Annotated in this window: 15 protein-coding genes; 9 read left to right on the top strand and 6 right to left on the bottom strand. The window is 75.6% G+C overall.

Annotated elements, in window-relative coordinates; genetic code table 11:
* Positions 1-12 precede the first annotated feature (12 nt).
* Genes ABD223_RS34280 through ABD223_RS34270 form a run of 3 tightly spaced genes read left to right on the top strand, consistent with a single transcriptional unit; the run spans position 13 to position 2,356 of the window.
* Complete coding sequence (locus ABD223_RS34280) at positions 13-513, top strand: hypothetical protein (RefSeq protein WP_344040880.1); 501 nt, start codon at positions 13-15, stop codon at positions 511-513.
* A gap of 11 nt (positions 514-524) precedes the next feature.
* Entirely contained in the window at positions 525-1,757 is a 1,233-nt protein-coding gene (locus tag ABD223_RS34275) for a cytochrome P450 family protein (RefSeq protein ID WP_344040879.1), read from the top strand.
* 53 nt (positions 1,758-1,810) lie between these two features.
* Positions 1,811-2,356, top strand: a complete 546-nt coding sequence (locus tag ABD223_RS34270; RefSeq protein ID WP_344040878.1) for an EF-hand domain-containing protein — start codon at positions 1,811-1,813, stop codon at positions 2,354-2,356.
* An 88-nt stretch (positions 2,357-2,444) separates the two neighbouring features.
* Here ABD223_RS34270 and ABD223_RS34265 read toward each other — a convergent pair whose 3' ends face one another.
* Positions 2,445-3,488 (bottom strand): LLM class flavin-dependent oxidoreductase, encoded by a 1,044-nt coding sequence (locus ABD223_RS34265; RefSeq protein WP_344040877.1) that lies wholly within the window; start codon positions 3,486-3,488, stop codon positions 2,445-2,447.
* 255 nt (positions 3,489-3,743) lie between these two features.
* On the opposite strand from ABD223_RS34265, the gene ABD223_RS34260 reads away from it, so the two are divergent.
* The 3 genes from ABD223_RS34260 to ABD223_RS34250 are packed head-to-tail and all read left to right on the top strand — an operon-like array spanning position 3,744 to position 8,087.
* On the top strand, positions 3,744-5,231 hold the full coding sequence (locus tag ABD223_RS34260) for a carboxylesterase/lipase family protein (RefSeq protein WP_344040876.1): 1,488 nt from the start codon (positions 3,744-3,746) through the stop codon (positions 5,229-5,231).
* Complete coding sequence (locus tag ABD223_RS34255; protein ID WP_344040875.1) at positions 5,228-6,814, top strand: class I adenylate-forming enzyme family protein; 1,587 nt, start codon at positions 5,228-5,230, stop codon at positions 6,812-6,814. The genes ABD223_RS34260 and ABD223_RS34255 overlap by 4 nt, the downstream gene beginning before the upstream one ends.
* Positions 6,815-6,824: 10 nt before the next feature.
* Positions 6,825-8,087: a cation:proton antiporter gene (locus ABD223_RS34250; RefSeq protein WP_344040874.1), complete on the top strand. Its 1,263-nt coding sequence runs from the start codon at positions 6,825-6,827 to the stop codon at positions 8,085-8,087.
* Positions 8,088-8,173: 86 nt separating this feature from the next.
* Here ABD223_RS34250 and ABD223_RS34245 read toward each other — a convergent pair whose 3' ends face one another.
* Together ABD223_RS34245 and ABD223_RS34240 are read right to left on the bottom strand one after the other, a co-directional pair.
* Complete coding sequence (locus ABD223_RS34245; protein WP_344040873.1) at positions 8,174-11,050, bottom strand: AfsR/SARP family transcriptional regulator; 2,877 nt, start codon at positions 11,048-11,050, stop codon at positions 8,174-8,176.
* A gap of 92 nt (positions 11,051-11,142) precedes the next feature.
* Complete coding sequence (locus ABD223_RS34240) at positions 11,143-12,846, bottom strand: MFS transporter (RefSeq protein WP_344040872.1); 1,704 nt, start codon at positions 12,844-12,846, stop codon at positions 11,143-11,145.
* Between the two features lie 279 nt (positions 12,847-13,125).
* Here ABD223_RS34240 and ABD223_RS34235 point away from each other — a divergent pair, with 279 nt between their 5' ends.
* Both ABD223_RS34235 and ABD223_RS34230 read left to right on the top strand, forming a co-directional pair.
* Positions 13,126-14,451 (top strand): hypothetical protein, encoded by a 1,326-nt coding sequence (locus tag ABD223_RS34235; RefSeq protein WP_344040871.1) that lies wholly within the window; start codon positions 13,126-13,128, stop codon positions 14,449-14,451.
* Positions 14,452-14,467: 16 nt separating this feature from the next.
* Complete coding sequence (locus ABD223_RS34230; RefSeq protein WP_344040870.1) at positions 14,468-15,931, top strand: phytoene desaturase family protein; 1,464 nt, start codon at positions 14,468-14,470, stop codon at positions 15,929-15,931.
* On the opposite strand, the gene ABD223_RS34225 is transcribed toward ABD223_RS34230, so the two are convergent.
* From ABD223_RS34225 to ABD223_RS34215, 3 genes are read right to left on the bottom strand one after another with little or no spacing between them, the layout of a single operon-like run.
* Complete coding sequence (locus ABD223_RS34225) at positions 15,922-17,688, bottom strand: CoA transferase subunit A (RefSeq protein WP_344040869.1); 1,767 nt, start codon at positions 17,686-17,688, stop codon at positions 15,922-15,924. The two genes, ABD223_RS34230 and ABD223_RS34225, sit on opposite strands and share 10 nt — an antisense overlap.
* Complete coding sequence (locus ABD223_RS34220) at positions 17,685-18,956, bottom strand: beta-ketoacyl-[acyl-carrier-protein] synthase family protein (RefSeq protein WP_344040868.1); 1,272 nt, start codon at positions 18,954-18,956, stop codon at positions 17,685-17,687. Before ABD223_RS34220 ends, ABD223_RS34225 begins: the two co-directional genes overlap by 4 nt.
* Positions 18,953-19,537: a carboxymuconolactone decarboxylase family protein gene (locus ABD223_RS34215; RefSeq protein ID WP_344040867.1), complete on the bottom strand. Its 585-nt coding sequence runs from the start codon at positions 19,535-19,537 to the stop codon at positions 18,953-18,955. Before ABD223_RS34215 ends, ABD223_RS34220 begins: the two co-directional genes overlap by 4 nt.
* A gap of 735 nt (positions 19,538-20,272) precedes the next feature.
* Here ABD223_RS34215 and ABD223_RS34210 point away from each other — a divergent pair.
* Positions 20,273-23,413: a S8 family serine peptidase gene (locus ABD223_RS34210; protein WP_344040866.1), complete on the top strand. Its 3,141-nt coding sequence runs from the start codon at positions 20,273-20,275 to the stop codon at positions 23,411-23,413.
* Positions 23,414-23,431: the final 18 nt, after the last annotated feature.

The raw sequence follows: 23,431 nt of genomic DNA, 5'->3' as shown, positions 1-23,431 counted from the left end.
AGAGCAGGCCAGATGAGCACACCACAGACCGGGCGACCGGTGCTGCCCGCCCCGCCGGAGCAGCTCCGCGCGCTCGACTTCCTGCTGGGGCACAACGAGTGCGTCGGCAGGCCGCGACCGGACGGCTCGCCGCCGACCGTCATGCACATGCACGGCACGCCGGCGCTCGGCGGGAGCCACCTCCAGGTCGACGTCACCTGGCCGGGCACGATGGCGGGCCGCTGGACGTTCGGCTGGAACCCCGTGGACGGCGAGCTGGGCGTGCACTACATCGCCGACTCCGGCAGCCGGGGCTCGGGCTCCTCGCCGGGCTGGCGGGACGGCGAGCTGGTGGTGACCGGGCACTACGCGGTGGTGGAGCTGAACGCCCACCGGTACGTCCGGGACGTCTTCCACCGCATCGACGACGACCACTTCGTCTCCCGCTCCTACGCGCGGGCGACGCCGGAGGAGGAGTGGCGGCCGATCGACGTCTTCGAGTGCCACCGGGTCGGGGACCCGGCGGCCTGGTGAGGGGGGACCCCGTGACCGTCAGCGAGACTTCGCCCGAGCGTGCGCCGGAGGCGTACGGGCCGGCTTTCCACCTCGACCCCTACCCGACCTTCGCGTGGCTGCGCGACCACGCGCCGGTCCACCGGGTCACCACCTACCGCGGCCTCACCGCCTGGCTGGTGACCCGGTACGCCGACGTGCGGGCGCTGCTCGCCGACCACCGGCTCGCCAAGGACGGCCACCGCATCGGCGAGCTGATGGCCGTGCACAGCGCGGTGTCCGGCAACGCCACCGGCTTCCCCGCCGGGCTGACCGCGAACATGGTCAACAGCGACCCGCCGGACCACACCCGGCTGCGCAACCTGGTCGGCCGGGAGTTCACCGTGCGCCGCGTGGAGGCGCTGCGCCGGCGGGTCGAGGGCATCGTCGACGACCTGCTCGACCGGATGGCCGCCCACACCTCGGTCGACCTCGTGCCGGCGCTGTCGCTCCAGCTGCCCATCGCCGTCATCGGCGAGCTGCTCGGCGTCCCGCCCGACGACCGGGAGGACCTCTTCCGCTGGGCGGACACCCTCTACGCGGGCAAGGTGCCCCCGGCGGAGCTGGGCGCCGCCTACCAGGCGCTCGTCGGCTACCTCGGCCGGCTGTGCGAGGCCAAGCGGCACGAGCCGACCGACGACCTGCTCACCGACCTGGTGCGGGTCAGCGACGACGAGGACCGGCTCGCACCGGACGAGCTGGTGTCGATGGCGCTGCTGCTGCTCATGGCGGGCCACGAGACGACCAGCAAGCAGATCACCAACGGCGTGCTGACGCTGCTGCTGCACCCCGGGCAGCTCGCCGCGCTGCGCGCCCGACCGGAACTGCTGCCCGGCGCGGTCGAGGAGCTGATGCGCTACGAGGGTTCCGGCCTGTCGGCCAGCATCCGGTTCACCACCGAGCCGGTCGAGGTCGGCGGGGTGGTCATCCCGGCGGACGAGTTCGTGCTGCTGTCGCTGGCCTCCGCGAACCGCGACCCGGACAGGTTCCCGGACCCCGACCGGTTCGACATCACCCGCTCGACCTCCGGCACCATGGCCATGGGCCACGGCATCCACCACTGCGTCGGCGCGGCGCTGGGCAGGCTGGAGCTGGAGGTCGCCTTCGGGCGGCTGTTCGACCGCTTCCCGGACCTGGCGCTCGCGGTGGACCCGGGCGACGTGGACTGGCTGGTGCACTCGTTCTTCCGCGGCCCGGTGTCGCTGCCGGTGCGCCTGCGCCCGTGAGACCGTGGGTGCCCCGGCGGGGATCCCCGCCGGGGCACCGAGGAGGCACGGCAGTGGAACTCATCCGGAAGAAGTACGCCCGCTACTTCCGCGGGCTCGACGCCGACGACAACGGCGTCCTGCAAGCGGACGACCTGGCCGCCACCGCCACGCGGTTCTGCGCCCGGCTCGGCTACGAGGAGGGTTCGCCGCAGGCGGTGGACCTGCGGGAGTCCTGCCTCGCCCTGTGGCACCACGTCATCGCCCCGATGGACGGCGACGGGGACGGCCAGGTGACGTCCGAGGAGCTGATCGCGGCCTTCCTCGGGCAACTCGCCGCGGACCCGGACGGGTTCGACGCGGCCATCCGCGGCATCGCCACCCGGTTCTTCACCCTGTGCGACCGGGACGACGACGGCTGGATCAGCCAGGACGAGTGGGTGGCGCTGTTCTCCTCCACCGCCCTGGTCCCCGAACAGGAGTGCCGCCGGGCCTTCGCCGCCGTCGACTCCGACGGCAGCGGCAGGGTCTCGTTGGAGGAGTTCCAGCGGGCGAGCCGGGAGTTCTTCAGCGGCGCCGACCCGGACGCGCCCGGCAACCTGATGTTCGGCAGCGGCTGAGCACGCGTCGCCGGGCGCGCGGCACCTGGCCGGCGGATCCGCGACCCCGCCTCGAACTCCCCGGCGCCCGGCCGCGACCCCTCCCGGGTCAGGGCCGCGGTTCCCCGACCCGCCCGGTGCCGGGCACGTCCGCCAGCGCCGCCACGACGTCGGCGAGCACGGGGCCGACCGGCAGGTCCAGCCGGACCCGGTCGGCCACGCCGGCGCACCGCTCGACCAGCGCGGCGGGCAGCCCGGCGTGGGTGGCGCTGACGCAGAACAGGTCCAGCACGTCGTCGGGCACGGCGGCGGCGCGCTCGGCGAGCGGCAGGTCGGCCCGAGCGGCGGCCACCAGCCGATCGCCCACGTCGCCGAGGCCGTGGTGCCGGAACACGGGGTGGTAGGCGGGCACCGACCCGTAGGAGGCCACCTGGGCGCGGATCCACTCGCGCTGCCGCGCCACGGCCCCCTCGTCCTCCCCGGTCGCGACGAACACGTTGAGCACGGTCTCGAACCCGTCCAGGGAGCGGCCGGCGTCCGCGGCCCCGTCCGCCACGTGCCCCCACATCACGTCCCGCAGGTAGTCGGGCGTGCAGAACCGGTGCACCACCAGGCCGTCGCACAGCGCGCCGGCGGTGCGCAGGTTGTACCGGTTGAGCGCGGCCAGGTGGACGGGCGTCACGGGCGCCCGCACGGCCTGCCCCGGCACGGCGGCGAAACCGGGCACGGGCACGACCCGGTGGTAGCGCCCCTCGTACCGCATGTCGCCGCCGGCCCAGCCGAGCTGGATCGCCCGCAGCGCTTTCACGTAGTCCCGCAACCGGGGACCGGGAGGGGCGTACTCGCTGTCGTAGTGCGACTCGACGACGGGCCGCACCGACGTGCCCAGCCCCAGCACGAACCGCCCACCGGACAGCTCGCTGAGGTCGCGCGCCGCGCGGGCCATCGCCATGGGCGTGCGCGCGAAGGTGATGGCGACGGCCGTGGACAGCCGGAGGCGGTCGTCCGCCAGCGCCGCCACGGCCAGCGGCACGAACGGGTCGGTCTCCAGCTCGGGCTGCGCCACGCCCGCCAGCCCGATCGCGGCGGCGCCCCTGGCGAGCTCCGCGACGTCGACGCTGGTGGTGCTGTGCCTGACCACTTCAACCTGCATCGGTGCTGCCCTCCGGGCTCTCGGTGCGGCGCCGACCAGCGGCGGGCACGTGACGCTAACCGCGCCCGGCGGCCGTGCCGATGGGCCGGACCCACCGCGCTCCCAGCACCGGGTAACCCGCCGCGCGGCCGGCCGGCCGGTTACCCGCCGGTGGTCGCGGGACATCGCCCGCCGATCCCGCCGGTGGATAGCGTCCGCCGCGACCGACCGCCCCGGCCGGTGTCCGGGGGCCACCCAGCAGGACGGGGATCCAGCGTGACCGACCGACCGACCGTGCACACCGCCCGCGGCCCCGTGGTGGGCCGCCGCGCCGGGGACGTGCTGCGCTTCGCGGGCATCCCGTTCGCGCGCCCGCGCCGCTTCCGACCACCGGAGGACGTGCGGCCGTGGCGGGAACCGCGCGACGCGGGCGGGTTCGGCCCGGACGCGCCGCAACCGGCCGGGTCGTCCCTGGACGGGCTGGTCGGCGCGCCGACCCGGCCCTGGGACGAGGACGACTGCCTGACGGTCAACGTGTGGACGCCGGCCGCCGACGCCGGGCGGCGACCCGTGCTGGTCTGGTTGCACGGCGGCGGTTTCCTCAGCGGCTCGGGCAGCGAGCCGTGGTACGACGGCACGCGCACGGCCGCCGCGCACGACGTGGTCCTGGTGACGCTGAACTACCGGCTGGGCGTCTTCGGCTTCCTGCGCCTGGCGGGCCTGCTCGACGGCGACCACGCGGCCTCGGGCAACACCGGCCTGCTGGACCAGCTCGCCGGGTTGCGCTGGGTCCGCGACAACGTCGAGGCCTTCGGCGGCGACCCGGGCAACGTCACGCTGTTCGGCCAGTCCGCGGGCGCGTCGAGCGCCGCCGCGCTGCTCGCCGCGCCGGACGCCCGGGGCCTGTTCGCCAAGGTCGTCATCCAGAGCGGCGGGGTGCTGGAGCCGAACGGCGCGGAGGAGGCCGAGTCGGTGGCGGACCGCTTCCTCCGCTCCGCCGGGCTCGACCGCTCCACCGCGGCCGAGCTGCTGACCGCGCCCGCCGAGCAGGTGCTGCGCCGGCAGGCCGCGTTCTGCGCGACCACCATGCCGGACAAGCTCGGCGGCCAGCTCTTCAAACCCGTCGTGGACGGCGACCTGCTGCCCACCGGGCTGCTGGACGCGGTGCGGGCCGGGCGGACCGCGGCCGTGCCGCTCGTGGTCGGCGCCAACCGCGACGACGCGCGCACCGCCACCGGCGTGGGCCCACCCCGGCCCGTGCTCGAACACGTCGTGGGCGCGCTGCTGACCGGCCTGGGCCACCCGGTCCGCGAAACCCTGGCCGATTACGCCGCCCCCGGCCGCGACCCGCTCGTGGACGTCATGACCGACTGGGTGTTCCACCGGCCCGCGACCGAGCTGGCCGACGCGCACGCGCGAGCCGGGGGAGCGGTGTGGGCGTACCGGTTCGACTGGTGCCCGGACCCGGCGGAACGACCGCTCGGCGCGTGCCACTCGATGGAGCTGCCGTTCGTGTTCGACGCGCTGGACCACCTGGGCGCGACCGATCTGTACGGGTCGGCCCCGCCCCGGCACCTGGCGCGGCGGGTCAACGGCGCGTGGGCGCGCTTCGCCCGCACCGGCGACCCGGACCCGGGCGCCTGGCCCCGCTACGGCGAGGACCGGGTGACGATGGTCTTCGACGACGAGTCGCGGGCGGTGGCCGACCCGAACGGGGCGGCGCACGGGCGGCTGTGGCGCGTCGCGGTCGGCGGCGACCGGTGACCGCTTCCGGGCCCTCGGGCACCTACGTGGACCACGTCCTGGACGGGTGGAGCCGGGAGGACGACCGGGAGGCGTTCGTCCACGGCGCGCGGCGCGTCACCCGGGCCGAGGCGCGGCGGCGGCTGCTCCGGCTCGCCAACGCCCTGCTCGGCCACGGCGTGCGCCCCGGTGACGCGGTCGGGCTGTTCCTGTCCAACCGGCCCGAGTCGGTCCTCGCCCAGCTCGCCGTGCACCTGCTCGGCTGCCGGGCGGTGCTGGTCCGCCCGGTCGGCACCGGTGAGCTGGCCGCCCACCTGCGGCTGACCACCCCGGTCGCGATCGTCTTCGACGACGTGCACGAGCACCGGGTCGCGGAGCTGGCGGAACTCGGCGCGTGCCCGCCCGTGCTGCTCGGGCTCGGCCCCACGCGCCTCGGCGCGGACCTGCTCGACGCGGCGGCGGCGTGCCCCGCGCGGTGGCCGGAGCGCCACGACCCCGCCGCGGGCGTCCCGGCCGGCGAACCGGTCACGGTGCTCTACACCGGCGGCACCACGGGCCGGCCGAAGCTCGTCGCGCACACGCGCGTCGTGTACGACCTGATGGCGGGCATGGTCGGCCGCGCGTCGCCGCCGGGCACCCGGTCGCTGCTGGCCCGGCAGGTCACGTTCGTCGCCGGGCACTCGATGTCCGTGGCGGGCGCGCTCGGCGGCTGGACGCAGGTCGTGCTCGACGGGTTCGAGGTCGAGCGGGTGTTGGCGGTGCTGCGGGACGAGCGGATCACCACCGCCGGGCTGGTGCCGCCGATGGTGGCGGAGCTGCTGGACCACCCGGACTGCCGCGCGGGTTCGCTGCCCGCGCTGCGGGCGCTGAGCATCGGCGGCGCGGCCACCCCGCCCCACCTGCTGCGGCGGGCCGTCGAGCGGTTCGGCCCGGTCGTGTCGACGGTCTACGCGCTCACCGAGTGCCTGAACATCGCCAGGCTGGACGCCGCGGCCCTCGCGGGAGCGGACGACCGGGTCTGGGGCAGCTGCGGCCGGCCGTTGCCCGGGGTGGAGCTGGAGGTCCGCGACCCGGCGGGCGCGGTGCTGCCGACCGGCGGCACGGGCGAGGTGTTCGTCCGCTCCCCGCTGGTCATGGCGGGCTACCTCGGCGACGCGGAGGCGACCGCCGAGGTGCTGCGGGACGGCCGGCTGGCCACCGGCGACGTCGGCCGGCTGGACCCCGACGGGTTCCTGCACCTCGTGGACCGGGTCAAGGACGTCGTCGTCACCGGCCGCACGAGCAGCAACGTCTACACCCGGCTGCTGGAGGACGTCCTGGTCGGGCTGCCCGGCGTGCGTGCCGCCGCCGCGGTCGGCGTGCCGGACGAGCGGTTCGGCGAGGCCGTGCACGTCTTCCTGGTCGCGGAACCCGGCCGCGCGCCCGACCTCGCGGTCGTGCGCGCCGAGGCCGCGGCGCGGCTGGGCCCGCTCTACGAACCGCGCTACTCGTCCACCTTGGACTCCCTGCCGCTGACCGGGGGAGGCAAGGTCGACAAGCGGGAGCTGCGCCGCCTGGCGGCGTCGCGCGTCCCGGCCGGCGCGGCGTTCACGACCGACGACTGAGGGGATGACGATGACGGAGCACCAGGCGGCTCTCCTGCTGGTGGACTTGGCGTTGATCGTGGGGCTCGCGGGCGCGGCGGGCGCGCTGGCGCGCCGGTTCGGGCAGCCCGCGGTGATCGGTGAGATCGTGGTGGGCATCCTGCTCGGGCCGACCCTGTTCGCCGGGGCGATCCCGGCCACGCTGTTCCCGGCGGACGTGCGACCGCTGCTGGCCGCGGTCGGCAACCTCGGCGTCGTGCTGTTCATGTTCATCGTCGGCTACGAGCTCGACCGCTCGCGGCTGCGCGGCTCGGGCCGGCTGGCCACGGTCACGGCGCTGGGTTCGGCGCTCGTGCCGTTCCTGCTCGGCGTGCTGCTGTCGCTGCACCTGGTGCGGCACCACGAGACGTCGAACTGGCTGGGTTTCGTGCTGTTCATGGGCGTGGCGCTCGCGGTGACCGCGTTCCCGGTGCTCGCCCGGATCATCGCCGACCGGGGCATGAGCGGGAGCCGCCTCGGCACGATCGCCCTGTCCGCGGCGGCGGTGTGCGACGTAGCGGCGTGGTCGGCGCTGGCGCTGGTGCAGGCGATCGCCGGGCGGGACGGCGTGCCGCACTGGCAGGTGCTGCTGGTCGTGCCCTACGTGGTGCTCATGTTCGTGGCGGTCCGCCCGTTCCTGGCCCGGCTGCTCGTGCCGGGAGCGCCGCTGACGCTGGGCAACTTCACGGTCGTGCTGATCGGCGTGCTGGCCTCGGCCGCCGCCACGCAGCTCCTCGGGCTGCACTTCATCTTCGGCGCGTTCCTGTTCGGGCTCGTGATGCCCAGGGTCGCCGACGACGTCGTGCGCGAGGACCTGATGCACCGGATGCAGGTCGGCACCGCGCTGTTCCTGCCGGTCTACTTCGTGGTCGCGGGCCTGAACGTCAACCTGTCCGGCCTCGGCGCGGGCGGTCTCCTCGACCTGGCGCTGATCATGGTCACCGCGGTCGTGGGCAAGATGGCGGGCACGTACCTCGCCGCCCGCTCGCAGGGGCTGTCGGGCAACGACTCCGCGGTGCTGGCCACGCTGATGAACACCAGGGGGCTGACCGAGCTGATCGCGCTCGGCGTCGGCCTCCAGATCGGGCTGCTCAACCAGGAGCTGTACTCGCTCATGGTGGCGATGGCCGTGATCACCACCGCCATGTCCGGTCCGCTGCTGACCTGGCTGAACGCGCGGGCCCGGAAGGGGGCGGAGGACGGTGCGGACCGCGCCGAGCCGGATTCGGCCGAGCGGTCCGGGACCCGGGGTTGACGGCCGGCCGGGGCTGCCCACCTCTCCCGCTCTTCTCGCGCCGATGAGCCGCCGCCCCCGGGACTGGTCCCGGGGGCGGCGGCCGGCTACGCGGCCACCGAGGTGTGCTCCAGCGCCGCGGCCAACCGCCGGTGCTGGGCGGGCAGGTCGGGCAGGTGCCGCGCCGCGCCGTCCAGCCACGAGGCCGCCAGCCGGTGCTTGCGGACCCGCGCGGACCGCGGCAGCCGCTGGTAGGCGGCCTCCCGTTCGAGCGGGTGGCAGAACACGTAGGAGGGTCGGCCCGACACCCCGGGGTGGCACCGGCGGAGGAACTTGCGGCGTTCCAGGTGGGCCAGCCAGCGCGCGGCCTCCTCCGCGGTGCACCCGCCCAGCGCGGCCACGGCCTCGTCGCACACGCCGTCGCGGAGCACCGCCGCGTCGAGCAGCACGGCCTTGGCCGGCGCGGCCAGGTCGTCCAGCCGCGAGGCGAGGATGCCCCGGACCCGGTTCGGCAACGGCCAAGGACCCGACGCGCGTTCCCCTCCCGGCGCCCGCCGCAGCATCCGCGCGTACTCCACCGCGAACAGCGGGTTGCCGCACGCCAGCGCGACGAGGCGGTCCCGCGTCCGCGCGCCGCCGACGGCGTCCGGCCGCGGGCCGGGCGAGGCGGCGCCCCGGTCCGGGGCGAGGAGCGGGTCGAGCACCGCCGCGATGTCGGCGTCGGCCAGCGGTTCCAGCGTGGTGGTGCAGGTCTGGGGCTTGCCGCCGCCCCAGCCGGGGTGCTGCTCGTGCAGTTCGGGCCGGGCGGTCACCACGACGACCAGCGGGGCGCAGGCCGCGCTCTCGACCAGGTCGCCCAGGAAGTCCAGCACGGCGCCCGTCGCCCAGTGCGCGTCCTCCACGACCACCACGAGGGGCCGCACGGCCGCGGTCTCGGTGAGGAAGAGCCGCACCGAGGGCCACGCCGAGGTCGGGTCGGGCAGCTCGCCGCCGACCGCGGCGCGCAGGTCGGCGAGGACCGCCGCGGCCTGGTCGCCCAGACCGGGCAGCCGCGCCACGGCTCGGGCGAGGGCGCGGTCCACCTCCGCGGTGTCCGCGCCGGGTGCGACGCCCGCCGCACCGAGGACGATGTCGGCCGGCAAGGACAGCCGCGCGGCCCCGGCGGGCCAGGACGGCACGCGGCGCACGACGCACCGCGCGGCATCAGACGCGCCCACGCCGACCACGCCGACCACGTTGCCCGCACCGCTTGCGCTGCCAGCGCTGCCCGCACTGCCCACATCGCCGGGGCTGCCCGCGCCCGCGCCGAACACACCCGCGCTGCCCGCGCCCGCGCCGAACACACCCGCGCTGCCCGCGCCCGCGCCGAACACGCCTGTGCCGGCAGTCCCCGAGCCGGGTGCTCCCGCGCCGACAGCCCTCGCGCCGAGCGCGTCCGCGAACTCCCGCACCAACCGGCTCTTGCCGATCCCGACCCCGCCCAGCACCGTCGTCAGCTGGCTGCGCCCGCCCCGAACCGCCTCGTCGACCTGCCGCAGCAGCATCCCCAGCTCGCGGTCGCGGCCGACGAACGGCACCCGCGCCGCCGGGGAGTGCGCCGGCGTCGGGAACCCGACCGCACCGTCCGAGGCGATCGCCCCCTCCTGACCTGCGGTGATCCGCTCGGTCGCGGGGCACCGCGCCACCAGGCCGGGCGTCGCCGACAGCAGCAGCCGCATCCCGGTGTCCAGCACCTCGCCACTGATCGCGGGCGCGGCGGACGGCAGGTCGGGGTGCGGTCGGACCAGCACCTCGCCGGTGGCGACCGCGACGGTCGCCGCCAACCCGGCGGCGAGGGCGACGTCGGCGCGCAGCCGGTCACCGATGGCGTCGGCCGCCAGCACGGCGCGCTGCGCGTCGTCGTCCCTGCTCCTGGGCACGCCGAACACGGCGAGCCACACCGAGCCGAGCGTGCCCGCGACCGTCCCGCCCCACCGCTCCACCTCGCGCCCCAGCACCTCGTCGACGTGCCGGCGGGCGCGGTCGACGTGTTCGAGGTCGACGTCGCCGCCCACCGCGGGCCGGACCGTCGCGAACAGCGCCGTGACCTGCTTGACCTCGGGGTCGCGGCCCAGGGCCGCCGCGCGCGGGGCGGTGTCGGCGGTCGGGGCGGTCCCGGGCGCCACCGGCGCCGGGTCGTCCCGCACGACCGCGACGGCGGGCTCGGCCGGCCGCGGCGCCCTGAGCTGGTCCGGGACGAGGTCGTGGTTGAGGATGGCGCGTTGCAGCTCCTGGAGCTCGCTGCTGGGGTCCAGGCCCAGCTGCTCGACCAGCGCGGTCCTGGTCCGGTGGTAGAGGGTGAGGGCGTCGGCCTGCCTCCCGCAGTGGTAGAGGGCCCTCATGAGCTGGCCGCACAACCGCTCCCGCAGCGGCTCGGCCTGGACCGCCAGTTCCAGCTCGCCGATGGCCTCGGCGTGCCGCCCGCAGGCGAGTTCCGCCTCGATGAGGTCCTCCAGCGCGCCGGTCCGGGCGTTCTGGACGGCGGTGACCTCCGGCCAGGAGATGCCCACCTCGACCAGGTCCGCGAGGACGGGGCCGCGCCACAGGTCCAGCGCCTCGCGCAGGGTGCCGGCGGCCCGCTGCGGGTCGCCCGCCAGCAGCTCGGTGCGCCCGCGGTCGGCGAGCGCCTCGAAGTTGGCCAGGTCGATGTGGTCGGGGTCGACGTGCAGCAGGTAGCCCGGCGCGTGGGTGATCAGCCGGAACGGGGCGTCGTCACCGGCCTCGGACAGCATCGTCCGGATCCGGGACACGGCGTTGTGGAGCATCTTGCGCGCGGTCGGCGGCGCCCCCTGCGGCCACATGGCCTGGATCAGCGCGCTGGCCGGCACGAACGAGTTGTTGTGCAGCAGCAGGAACGCGAGCGTGGCGCGTTGCTTGACGCCCCCCAGGGGGACTTGCCGAGCGCCGACGAGGACCGTCAGCTCTCCCAGGACGTTGAATCGCATCTGCCCCTCGCACTTAGGGTGAACAACCTGCCACCGACCGTAGCCGCTGTCGGGGGCGGCGAACGCCGGCGACGGCGTTTCTAAGGTGTGCACTAGTGGCGCTCGGTCGACCGGGTGTCCCGGGGGCCGCGCAGCAGCGAGGCGAGGCCGGCCAGCACGCACAGCCCGGCGGCGGTGGCGAAGACCACCACCAGGCCCTGGTGGAACGGGGCCGAGATCAGCCCGGGGAAGAACTCCCTGCCGGTGAGCGTCGCCTGCTGCGCCGGGGGCAGCGAGGCCAGCACACCGGGGTCGACCAGCTGCTGCACCGGGTTGGCGCCCAGCATCGCGGCGAACAGCGACGACACCGGCGGCAGGGCGTCGGCGGTCTCGACGGCGCCCGCGGGCACCCCGTTCTCCCGCAGGCCGGTGGCCAGCGCGGTGGGCAGGGCGTTGGCCAGCCCGGCGGTCATGAGCGAGAAGAACACCGCGACGGAGATCGCCGTGCCGGAGTTCTGGAACGTCGAGCGCATCCCGGACGCCGCGCCGCGCTGGTGGGCGGGCACGCTGCTCATGATGGAGGAGGTGTTCGGGGCGGCGAACATGCCGCACGCGATGCCGGCCAGGGCGATCAGCACGGCGAAGGCCCAGTAGGGGAAGTCGATGGGCAGCAGCAGGAGGCCCACGAAGGTGGCCGCGAACAGGGCCATGCCCGCGCTGGCCATGCCCCGCGCGCCGAACCGGTCGGACAGGCGTCCCGAGACGGGGCCGGAGGCCAGGAGCCCGGCGGTCAGCGGCAGCAGCAGGATGCCCGCCCACAGCGGGGTCCGCTCGTAGTCGTAGCCGTGCAGGGGCAGCCAGATGCCCTGGAGCCAGATGATCAGCACGAACTGGAGGCCGCCCCGCGCCACGGACACCAGGAACCCCGCCAGGCTGCCGAACGCGAAGGCCCTGATGCGGAACAGCCCGAGCTGGAACATCGGCTCGGCCACCCTCGTCTCGATCACCACGAAGGCCGCCAGCAGCGCCGCGCCGCCGAGCAGCAGCGCCACCACCAGCGGGTTGGTCCACCCCATGGCCCGGCCGCCGTACGGCTGGATGCCCTCGGTGACCGCGACCAGCGCCGCGCCGAGGCCGAGGGTGAAGGCGGCGCCGCCCCACCAGTCGACGCGGCCGGGCCGGCGCACCCCGTTGTCGCGCAGCCGCAGGTAGGACCACACCGTGCCGAACACGCCGACCGGCACGTTCACCCAGAACACCGCGCGCCAGTCCAGCTCGACCAGCAGGCCGCCCGCGACCAGGCCGATGGCCTGGCCGGACAGCCCGGCGACCTGGTTGATGCCCAGCGCGAAACCGCGCTGCTCGCGCGGGAACACGTCGGTGAGGATGGCGGCCGAGTTCGCCTGGAGCATCGAGCCGCCGAGCGCCTGGAGCAACCGCCAGCCGATCAGCCACAGCGCGCCGCCCGAACTCTCGAACGGGCACACCGACAGCAGCACGGAGGCGATGGTGAACACCACGAAGCCCGCGTTGTAGATCCGGACCCGGCCGTACATGTCGCCCAACCGGCCGACGATGACCACGAACACCGCCTGCACCATCCGGTAACCCATGATCATCCACAGCAGGTAGGCGATGTTGCCCGGGTCCAGCGGGTCGAGCCGGATGCCGAGGAAGATCGCCGGCAGCGCGATGATGATGATCGAGCCGTCGAGCTGCGCCATGAACTGCGCGGCGGTCGTGTTGGTCAGCGCCACCCAGCGGTAGCGGTCCACAGAGGACCCCCCGCTCGCGGACTTCGTGGGCGCACCGGTCATCTGAGGTCCTTTCGACGGGCCCGTTCGCCGGAGCGGGGCAGGGCGGGGCGCAGGCCTGGCAACGGGGTTCCGGCGAAGCGGGCGTCGTGGGCCGGTGTGCTCGGGCACGCCCGCGCCCACGGTAGTGCCGGCGAGCGCCGGTCCGCGCCGGTGCGCGGGCCGCGATTACCGCCCGGTGATCACGCGGTGCCGCGCGGAACTGCGCCCACCCGCCACCGCGCTGGTTCAATCCCGGTGCGACCGGTCGGCGGCGCCATCGAACAGACCTTGGGGGCGGACTTGTTCCTGTTGCTACTCGGGGCCGGGTTGCTGGCGCACGTCGTCATGTACCTGGTCACCCGACCCCGGTACCTGACCCTGAGCTTCGCGCCCGCGCTGGGGCTGCGCCTGCCGCGCCCGCTGTTCACCGCCCTCCAGGTGGCCGGGATCCCGGTCTTCCTGGTCCTGCTGGCGACCGGGGACCGGGTGGCGGGCGTGCTCGCCCTGGCGGTGTACGCGTGCTGGGTCGGTGCGCAGAACCTCCGCATCTCCAACCACCTGTGGCTCGCGTTCCTCGGCGCGGCGGTCCTGGTCTTCCTCCCGCCCGCCGAGCAGGTGACCGCGGCCCGGCTGCTGCTCGGCTGCGTGTACCTGATCTCCGGCCTGGTGAAGTGCAACCGCGCCTTCCTGTTCTCCGAGACGAGCGTGGGCAGGTTCGTCCTGGCGGACGGGCTGGACAAGGTGCGGCTGCGCTCGCCCCGGTGGTTCGCGGTGACGAGCCCGTTCGTGGTCGTGCTCGCCGAGCTGGGCTCCGGGGTGGCGCTGCTGGCCGACCGCGGCGTCCTGGCCGCGTTCCTCGCGTGCGTCGCCCTGCACTTCTTCTTCGGGGTGGTCGGCAACTACCACTTCTCCCTGGTGTGCCTGGCTTTCTGGTACCAGGCCACGGGCGCCCACCTGCCCCTGGGCGAACTGCTCGGCGGCGGGCACCTGGTGGTGCTGGGAGTGGCCGCGGTGCCGGCCGTGGCCGCCTACTCGGTGGTGCGGCGCGTGCTGCGCTCGGGCCCGAGGTTCGCGGCGGGCCTCTCGGTCACCGTCGTGCTGACGGCCGTCTACGGCATGGCCGCGGTGGCGGTGTGGCGGTCCATCTCCGCGCCGGGCGGCGAGCCGGGCGCGTGGGGCGCCGGCCCGGTGGTCGTCCTGGTGGTGGTGGTGGCGAACTTCGCCCTGCTGCTGCTCGGGGTGAAGTCGGAGTGGGCGTTCGCGATGTTCTCCAACGTGCGGCCGTACAGCAACGCCCGCGTCTTCGGGTACCGGCCGCCGTGGCGGACCACGTACTTCCGCGTGTCCTGGGAGGGCGGTTCCCCGGAGGACGCCTCGGGCGCGGTGCCGGAGCACGTGCTGGACCAGTTGCGGGACGGGCGGCACGTGGTGTCCGGCCCGGTCGCGGGCGAGCTGGCGCGGATCGCCCGGGAGGTGGGCGCCGACGTGCGGCTCGTCCCGCTGGTCTTCGACGACGCCGCCCAGTCGTTCGTCGACGACCCGCGCGCCGGCGCGCCCGCGCGTGGCGGCCCGATCCTGGTCGCGCCGATCATCAACGTGGACCCGGCGGCCGTGCACGCCGGTTGAGCGAGGAGGAGGAGCGGTGGCTCCGGACGTCGTGGTGGTGGGCAGCGGGCCGAACGGCCTGGCCGCGGCGGTCACCGCCGCCAGGGCCGGCCTCGCCGTCGAGGTGCACGAGCTGGCCGACGACCCCGGTGGCGGCCTGCGCTCCCGGGCGCTGTTCCACCCGGACGTCCGGCACGACATCTGCGCGGCCGTGCACCCGATGGCCCCGGTGTCGCCGTTCTTCCGCGAGTTCGACCTGGCCGCGCGCGGCGTCGAGCTGCTCGCGCCGGAGATCAGCTACGCGCACCCGTTCCCCGGCGGGCGGGCGGCGCTCGCCCACCGCGACCTCGACGAGACCTGCGCCCGGCTGGGCGCGGACGGCCCGCGGTGGCGCGCCCTGATGACGCCGCTGCTGGAGCACAGCCGGGGCCTGGTCGACTTCCTGCTCTCCGCCCAGCGCGGCCTGCCGGCCGACCCGGCGGTGCTGCCCCTGCTGGCGCGGGGCGTCCTCGCGCACGGCACCCCGCTCGCGGCGCGCCGCTTCGCCGGCGAGGAGGCGGGGGCGCTGCTCGCGGGCGTGGCGGCGCACGTGGTCGGCGCGATGCCCACGCCCACGTCGGCCGCGGTCGCCCTGCTGCTCGGCCACCTCGCGCACGGCGCCGGGTGGCCCGTGCCGCGCGGCGGGAGCGCCCGCATCGCGGAGGCGCTGGTGGCGGACCTGGTGGCGCACGGCGGGAAGGTGGTCACCGGCCACCGGGTCACCGACCTCCGGGAGTTCCGGGACGCCCGCGCCGTGCTGCTCGACGTCGGCCCCCGGGGGTTCCTCGCGCTCGCCGGCCCGCTCCTGCCCGAGCGCTACCGGCGGCGGTTGCGGTCCTACCGGTACGGTCCGGGCGCGGCGAAGGTGGACTTCCTGGTGTCCGGGCCGATCCCGTGGACCGACCCGGAGGTGGGCCGGGCGGGCACGGTCCACCTCGGCGGCACGCTCCGGGAGGTCTTCCGCCAGGAGACGGCGGTGGCCGGCGGCAGGCCCGGGACCGAACCGTTCGTGCTGGTGGTCGACCCCTGCGCGGCCGACCCCGATCGCGGCGCGGGCGACCTGCGCCCGGTCTGGGCCTACGCCCACGTGCCCAACGGCGACCCCGCCGACCCCGTGGCGCCGGTGACCGCTCGGATCGAGCGGCACGCGCCGGGGTTCACCGACACCGTGGTGGCCCGGCAGGGGACCAGCGCCGCCGCGCTGGAGCGGTACAACCCGAACTACGTCGGCGGTGACATCGCCGCCGGCGCCATGACGCTGCGGCAGGCCGTGTTCCGGCCGACGCCGCGCCTCGACCCGTACCGGACCCCGCTGGCGGGCGTGTACCTGTGCTCCTCGGCCACCCCGCCGGGACCGGGCGTGCACGGCATGTGCGGGCACCTGGCCGCGCGGTCGGCGCTGCGGCGGGAGTTCGGCCTCCGGTCCGCGCCGCCGCTCTCACCCGGCGGTGGTCACCGGTAGTGGCCCTCGGGGTCGAGCGCCCGCAGCACGGCCAGCTCGTCCGGGCGCACCGGTTCCTCCGCGACCGCGCCGGAGGTGTCGCACCCCCACCCGGTGCGCTCGGCCACCAGCGACCGCGCGGCGCCCGGGTCGAGGGCGCTGTCGAGGTGGAACGGCGCGTCGCCCGACTCGCGGCGGAACACGCCGAACTCGGTGACCGCGGTGAGCACCCGCCGCCCGCTGGTGGTCACCGCGGCCACCTTCGGCACGTAGCGGTGCCGGCCGGAGGCCGCGACCACCACGCAGTCGCAGGACGCGGCGATGTCGTGCGCGCCGCCCGACCCGGTCAGCCACCCGCCGTCGGGCAGGAACGAGGTGTTGACGTCCCCGCTCTCGTCGATCTCCGCGGCGGCCAGCACGCCCAGGCAGCGGTCGTTGGCCGCCACCATCCCGCCGAGCACCTCGCCGATGGAGGACAGCTGCTGGGAGCGGTCGGCGTGCCGCTGGCTGAACAGGAAGACGTCGCCCTCGTGCGGCCGGGTGCCGTAGAAGCCCAGCTCGGCCACCAGGGCGATCTCACGCCCCTCCCGGCGCAGCAGGTCGGCCGCCAGCCACGCGGCCAGGTGCGACGCGCCGATGCCCGCGAGGACGGTGTCGAAGCCGCGCTCGCGCACCTGCCGCGCCACCGCGCGGGCGCCCAGGACGACGAGCGCTTCCCGGCGGGTCGCGGGCGCGGGGTTGGTCCGCGCCCGCGCCGGGTCGGTCCGCGCGTCCACCCGCGCCGGGTCGGTCCGCGCTCCCGCCCGCACCGGGCCGACCCGCGCTCCCGCCCGCGTCGGCCCCGGCGCATCGTCCCGGGTGAGCCCGTCGTCCCGGGTGAGCGCGGCGAGCCGGTCCGGGCCGAGCCGGTCGAGGTACGCGCCGTGGCCGCCGTCGAGGTCGATCCACTCGTCGAACCAGGTCCGCGCGGTGCCCGGGTCCGCGCACGCCAGCGCGGTGGCGGAGAGGAACGCGTAATCGTCCCGGTAGCCGGGCACGCCGCCGATGCCCTGGGTGCGCAGCGACTGCGGGTGCGCGCCGAACGGGGCCTCGCACAGCCCGAGCACGCGTTGCCCGGGGATCACCACGTCCTGCGGGTGGGCGTCGACCACCGCGTCGTCGACGATGCGCTCCACCGAGGCGATGACGCCGAGCCGCGCGGCGTAGGCCGCCCACGGGCCCTCGCCGGAGGGCCGGCACAGCACGACGTTGCCGCGCCGGTCGGCGCACGCGCCGTGCACCAGGGTCAGGTCCGGCCGCAGCGGTCGCAGCAGCGCCACCGGCTCGCCCGTCCACGGGTCGGCCGCCGGCGCCAGCGCGTGCTCCTTGCCCTCGGCGAGCCAGGTGCCCAGCAGGGCCGACGTGGCGGCGGCGGGCTGGCCGCTCCCGGCCGCGACCAGGCGCTGGGTCAGGGTGAGCAGCGACCAGGCCTCCAGCGTGAACGGCTCGCCGGCCAGCACGTCCCGGTACAGCGGGCAGGGGCGCGGCGTGGGGTAGGTCTCGCCCAGGAAACCGGTGATCATCAGGTCCACCGCGCCGGCCAGGGCCAGCGCGTGCGCGTTGGAGTGCACCGCCGGGACGCTGACGGTGAGCCCTCGCGTGCCGCGGAACCGGCGTGCGACGGCGTTCAGCAGCGCGTTCGGCCGCGACATCGTGGCGCTGAAGTGCAGGTGCATGCCGTGGCGGACGTGGCGCGCCACCAGCTCGTCCACGTCCGCCGCGACCTCCGGCGCGCTCACCGGGCCGCGCCGAGCGCCACCACCGACACCTGGCTGCCGATGGCGAAGGACAGCGAGACCGCCAGGTCGAACTCCGCCGCGCGGGCGGCCGTGACGTGGTCCTGGTCGCACTCCGGGTCGACCTCGTCGAGGTTGATCGTGGGCGCCAGCTCCTGGTGGGCCAGCATGAGCGAGGTCGCCGCGATGTTGACGATCCCCGACATGCCCAGGGTGTGGCCGAAGATGGGCTTGTTCGAGCCGAGCGGCGGCAGCTCCGCGGGCTCGCGCCCCGGGTACAGCAACCGGATCGACCGGCACTCCGCCAGGTCGTTGTGGTGCGTCGCCGTCCCGTGCCCGCAGTAGTAGCCGACGTCCTCCAGCCGCCTGCCCGCCGCCTCGACCACCTCGGTGATCAGCTCCGCGGTGGGCTTGCCGGTCAGGTTCATCGAGGTGGCGTGCCCGGCCTCGTTCATCGCCCGGTGCTCCAGGACGTGCGCGTACTGCCGGGCGCCCCGCTCCCGGGCGGTCGAGGCGCGTTCCAGGCACAGCGCCAGCGCGCCCTCGCCGAGCACCATGCCGTTGCGGTCCCTGCTGTACGGGCGCACCGCGCGCCCCGGTTCGTCGCGCTCGGTCGACAGCACGCCGAGGCCGAGCGCCTCGAAGCTGCGCAGGACCGGCGGCACCAGCGGGAACTCGTGCCCGCCGACGAGGACCGCGTCGCTGGCGCCGCTGCGCAGCTCGCGCAGCGCCAGGCCGACCGCGTGGTGCCCGCCGACGCACGCGCTGCTCAGCGTGGTGACCAGGCCGCGCGCCCCCAGGTGGATCGCGGCCAGGGAGGCGGCGGAGGCCGGCAGCCCGCGGAACATCGCGCCGCTGCCGAGCCCGTCCTGACCGTGCCGGTCCGCGCCCTCGGTGACCCACCACTGGAGGCCGCCGCGCGAGCTGGACTCGATCACGCTGAGCCGCCTCGGGTCGACGTCGCCCTCCCGCAGGTCCGCGTCGCGCAGCGCGAGGGTGGTCGCGGACATGCCCGCCAGGATCTCGGTGCTGTACTTCGATGCGTGCCGCGGCGCGAGGTCCGGCAGGTAGCGCCGGTGGTCGAAGTCGGTGATCGCGCCGCCGACGCGGACGCTCAACCCCTCCTCGGCGGGGTCGAAGCGGGTCAGGCCGCCCAGCTGGGAGCGGCCCTCCCGCAGGTGGCCCCAGAACCGGCCGACGTCGTCGGCGCCGGGCAGCACCAGGCCGATGCCCGTGACCGCGATCGGCTCCTCCACCGCGGCCGCGGTCATCGCGCCTCCTCGTCCCCGACCGCGACGGGCCGCCTGCCACCGGACAGCGCGACGAACTTCTCGCCCTGCGGGTCGACGTCCACCGCCAGGCTGGTGAGCACCCCGGCGAGCATCCGGTAGTGGCCGACCACCACGAGCACCTCGACCGCGCGCTCGTGCCCGAGCCGCAGGTCGAGGAACCCGACCAGCTCCGGCGGCGCGGCGGCGGCGCGGTGCAGCGCGTCGGCGGCCTCCAGCAGCGCGTTCTCCACGTCGTCGAACGCCTCGTGCGGGACCTGCCCGCGCCAGGCGGCGTCGACCTCGTCCTCGTCCAGGCCCAAAGCGAGGGCCATCGTCCGGTGCTGGGCGTGCAGGTACTCGCAGCCGGTGTTGCGGGCCACCCGCAGGATCAGCAGCTCCCGGTGGCGCGCGGACAGCGCCAACCGGGTCAGCAGCGTGGTGCTCAACGAGAGCAGGGGCTTGACCAGCATGGGTGCGTGGGCGCACATGCGCATGAGGTTCAGCGGTGCGGCCATCTTCCCCAGCGCGACGCGCGCGTGCTCGGGCAGCCGGTCGACGTCCGGGTAGGGGATCCGTGCCATGGGTTGACTTCCGATCACGGGTCGGGGTTCGGTCCACATCGCCTGCTACCGGCGGTCAGGTGGATCGTCGCCGCACCCGCTCGCGGGACCAATGGCCGAGGACCACGGCCGGCACACCGCGCGACCACTGGCCCCGCGCCCACGGGCAGGGGAGCAGCGCGGTCCGCGCCGACACCACCGACGAGCCGGCCCCGCGCCCACGGGCAGGGGGACTGCTCGGGCACGTCCGGGAACCCGGCCCGGAGCCGCGGCTCCGGGCCGCTGAAGGTCGGGGTACCGGCCGGCCCGCCACTCCTCGACGTCGCCGCCGCACGCCCGCACGAACACCGGCGTCACCGGCGGGCTGGGCAGCCTGCGCCCGCCGGCCGCGGCCGACCGCGCGGCGGCGGAGTAGTTCGCGCGCCTGCCGAGCTCGCGGTACGTCGGCCCGCCCGCAGCCGCCGCAGGTCGCTCGCGAACCGCAGGAGTGCGGTGTCCTCGGGACCGAGCGGGGTTTCGCGCCGTGCCACCAGCACCCCTCCCGCGGCTTCATTGTCCACACAACGTTGTTCAGTGCTCGCGCTTCGAACATGAACAGCGGCCGTGGCCCTAGCGTCAGGCCGGTTCGACCCCGGAACCGCCGGATGCCACACCGCCGCTCGTCCGGCGGTTCCTCCCGATGCCGGACAACACTGGGAGACGACTGTGCCACACCCCCGAACACCTCGGCGCGCCGCTTGGGCGGCGACCGCCGTGGTGACGACCCTGTTAACGGGCAGCACCACCGCGATCGCCACCACTGCCGCCGCCACCGCCCCGGCGACCGCGGGCGGCCAGATCACGGCGGTCACCTTGGTCACGGGCGACCGCGTGGTGCTCGACGGCGACCGCGTCGTGGCGGTCAAGCCGGGCGCCGGGCGCGAGGACGTGCCGTTCCACGCGTTCCACCGCGCGGACCACGTGCACGTCGTGCCCGCCGACGCCACCCGGCTGCTGGCCCAGGACCGGCTGGACCCGCGGCTGTTCGACGTCACCGGCCTGGTGGAGGCGGGCTACGACGACACCCGCCGCGACAGCGTGCCGCTCATCGTGACCCGCGGGAACGACTTCACCACCGCCGAGGCGCCCAAGGCCGAGGCGGCGGCGGGTTCCGCGTTCCGGGCCCTGGTGGACGACCCGGGCGTGCGGAAGGTCTGGCTGGACGGCGTGCGCCGCATCTCGCTGGACCGCTCCACCGCCCAGGTCGGCGCGCCCGCCGCGTGGGCCGCGGGCCACACCGGCGCGGGCGTGAAGGTCGCCGTGCTGGACACCGGCGTGGACGGCGACCACCCGGACCTGGCGGGCAAGGAGGTCGCGGAGCGCAACTTCACCAGCGAGCCGGACACCGTCGACCGGGTCGGCCACGGCACGCACGTCGCCGCCACCGTCGCCAGTTCCGGCCCGGAGTACCGAGGGGTCGCGCCGGACGCCGAGATCCTGGACGGCAAGGTGTGCGAGGCGAGCGGCGGTTGCGCGGAGTCCGCGATCCTGGAGGGGATGCGGTGGGCGACCGAGCAGGGCGCCGACGTGGTGAACCTGAGCCTCGGCGGCCGTGACCGGCCCGGCATCGACCCGTTGGAGGAGGCCGTCAACGCGCTGTCCGCCCAGACCGGCGCCCTGTTCGTGATCGCCGCGGGCAACTCCGGTTCACCGGGCAGCGTGGGCTCGCCGGGCAGCGCGGACGCCGCGCTCACCGTGGGCGCGGTCGAGCGCGACGACAGCATCGCGCCCTTCTCCAGCCGTGGCCCGCGCGTCGGCGACGGCGCGATCAAGCCGGACATCACCGCGCCCGGCGTGGACATCGTCGCCGCCAAGGCCGCCCACTCCACCATCGGCACACCTGTCGGTGACGGGCACCTGGCCCTGTCCGGCACCTCCATGGCGACACCGCACGTCGCGGGCGCGGCGGCGCTGATCGCCCAGCAGCACCCGGACTGGACCGGGGCGCGGATCAAGGCCGTGCTCACCGCGTCGGCCGAGCCGAACGCCGACCTGACGGCGTTCGACCAGGGTTCGGGTCGGCTCGACCTGGCCCGCGCCATCACCACCGCGCTCACCACCGACCCGGTCGGCATCAACCTGGGCGTGCAGCAGTGGCCGCACCAGGACGACACCCCGGTCACCCGGGAGCACACCTACCGCAACGCGGGCGACGCCCCGGTGACCCTCACCCTCGCCGTCGAGGCGAAGGCGCCGGACGGCGCGCCCGCGCCCGCGGGGATGTTCAGCGTCACCCCGACCGAGCTGACCGTGCCGGCGGGCGGCGAGGCGACGGCGAGCGTCACCGCCGACACCAGGCTCGGCCCGCTGGACGGCGCCTACTCCGGCGCGGTCGTGGCCACCGGCGGCGACGAGCCGCTGCGCACGCCGATGGCCGTGGACCGCGAGGTGGAGAGCTACGACGTCCCCTTCGAGCACGTCAACCGGTCCGGCGCGCCGGAGGGGACCTACTACACCTCCGTCTTCGGCCTCTCCAACGACCGGACCGCCTTCCTCACCACGGGCCAGGACACCCTCCGGCTGCCCAAGGGCGACTACCTCGTCGTGTCCGAGCTCGGGCCGGTGGACGGGCTCACCCTGCTCGTGCAGCCCCACCTGGCGGTCACCGGCGACGGCTCCGTCACCCTGGACGCCCGGGTGGCGGGACCGCTGCGCGTCACCGCCCCCGACCCGGCCGCCGCGCCCGGTCTCCACGCGGTGGACGTCACCAGGAGCTACGACGGTCGGCCGAGCGGCATCGTCGGCATCTACCCGCGGGGCTTCCCGGCGGGCATGACCATCGGGCACGCCGGTCGGGAGCTGCCCGAGGACGAGCTGAGCGTCGTGGTCGGCGCGGAGTTCATCGGAGCGCCCGTGAACGGCGCGCCGGTGACCTACCGGTTCGCCTGGGAGGAGCTGGGCCGCGTGCCCACCGGGCTGGTGCGCGCGCCGGCGTCGCGGGACCTGGCGCGCGTGCGCACCTCGTTCGGCCCGGCGCTGCCGGGGAAGGTCTACGTCCACGGCATGTCCGCGAGCAACTCCCTCGGCTTCGGCGGCGTCGCCGGGCTGGTCGAGGTGCCGCCGTCCGGTTCGGGGATCGACCACGTCAACACCGACGGCAACCCGTGGCGGCGGGTGTTCTTCCAGGACGGGGATCAGCTCAGCGAGACCGGTTTGTCCTCCGCCGAGGAGCGCTACCGCGCGGGCCGGACCTACGACAGGTCGATGCACCACCCGGTGTTCGGGCCCGCGTTGGCCGCGGGGCGCTACCCGTACCTGTCCCGGGCCGGCGACGAGATCGACGTGAGGTTGCCGCTGTTCGGCGACCGGGAGGGCAACGAGGGCTTCTCGCAGACCTCGTCCGCGCGCGTCGAGCTGTACCGGGACGGCGAGCTGGTCGGCGGGGCGGACGGGGAGTCCGCCCTGTTCCCGGTGCCGCCGGGCCGGGCCGGGTACCGGGTGGCGGCGAGTGCGGTCCGCGCGCCCGGCATCGCGGAATTCGCCACGGAGGTCGGGCTGAGCTGGACCTTCCGCTCCGACACGGTCCGCGGTGACGAGGCCCGGCCGCTGCCGCTGTCGGTGGTCCGCTTCACCCCGGAGCTGGACGGTTCCGGCGCGGCGCCCGCCGGCCGGGTCCTGCGCGTGCCGCTGGTGGTGGACGGGCAGGAGGGCGCGGAGCGGGTGCACCTGAGGCGCTTCCGGGTGGAGGTGTCCTTCGACGACGGCGAGCGGTGGACCCGGGTCCCGGTGGCCGGCTCCACCGCGCTGGTCCGCAACGACGCCGGCGCGGGCGCGCACGCCTCGCTGCGGGTGGAGGCGACCGACGGCAGGGGTCACGTGCTGCGGCAGACCGTGATCCGGGCGTACCGGCTCGGCTGAGCACGCCGAGGGGGCCGC

This window comes from Saccharothrix xinjiangensis (assembly GCF_039527585.1).
Taxonomy (GTDB): Bacteria; Actinomycetota; Actinomycetes; order Mycobacteriales; family Pseudonocardiaceae; genus Actinosynnema; species Actinosynnema xinjiangensis.
The sequence above is the reverse complement of the archived record's forward strand: the minus strand, read 5'-3'. Positions and strand labels throughout refer to the sequence as shown.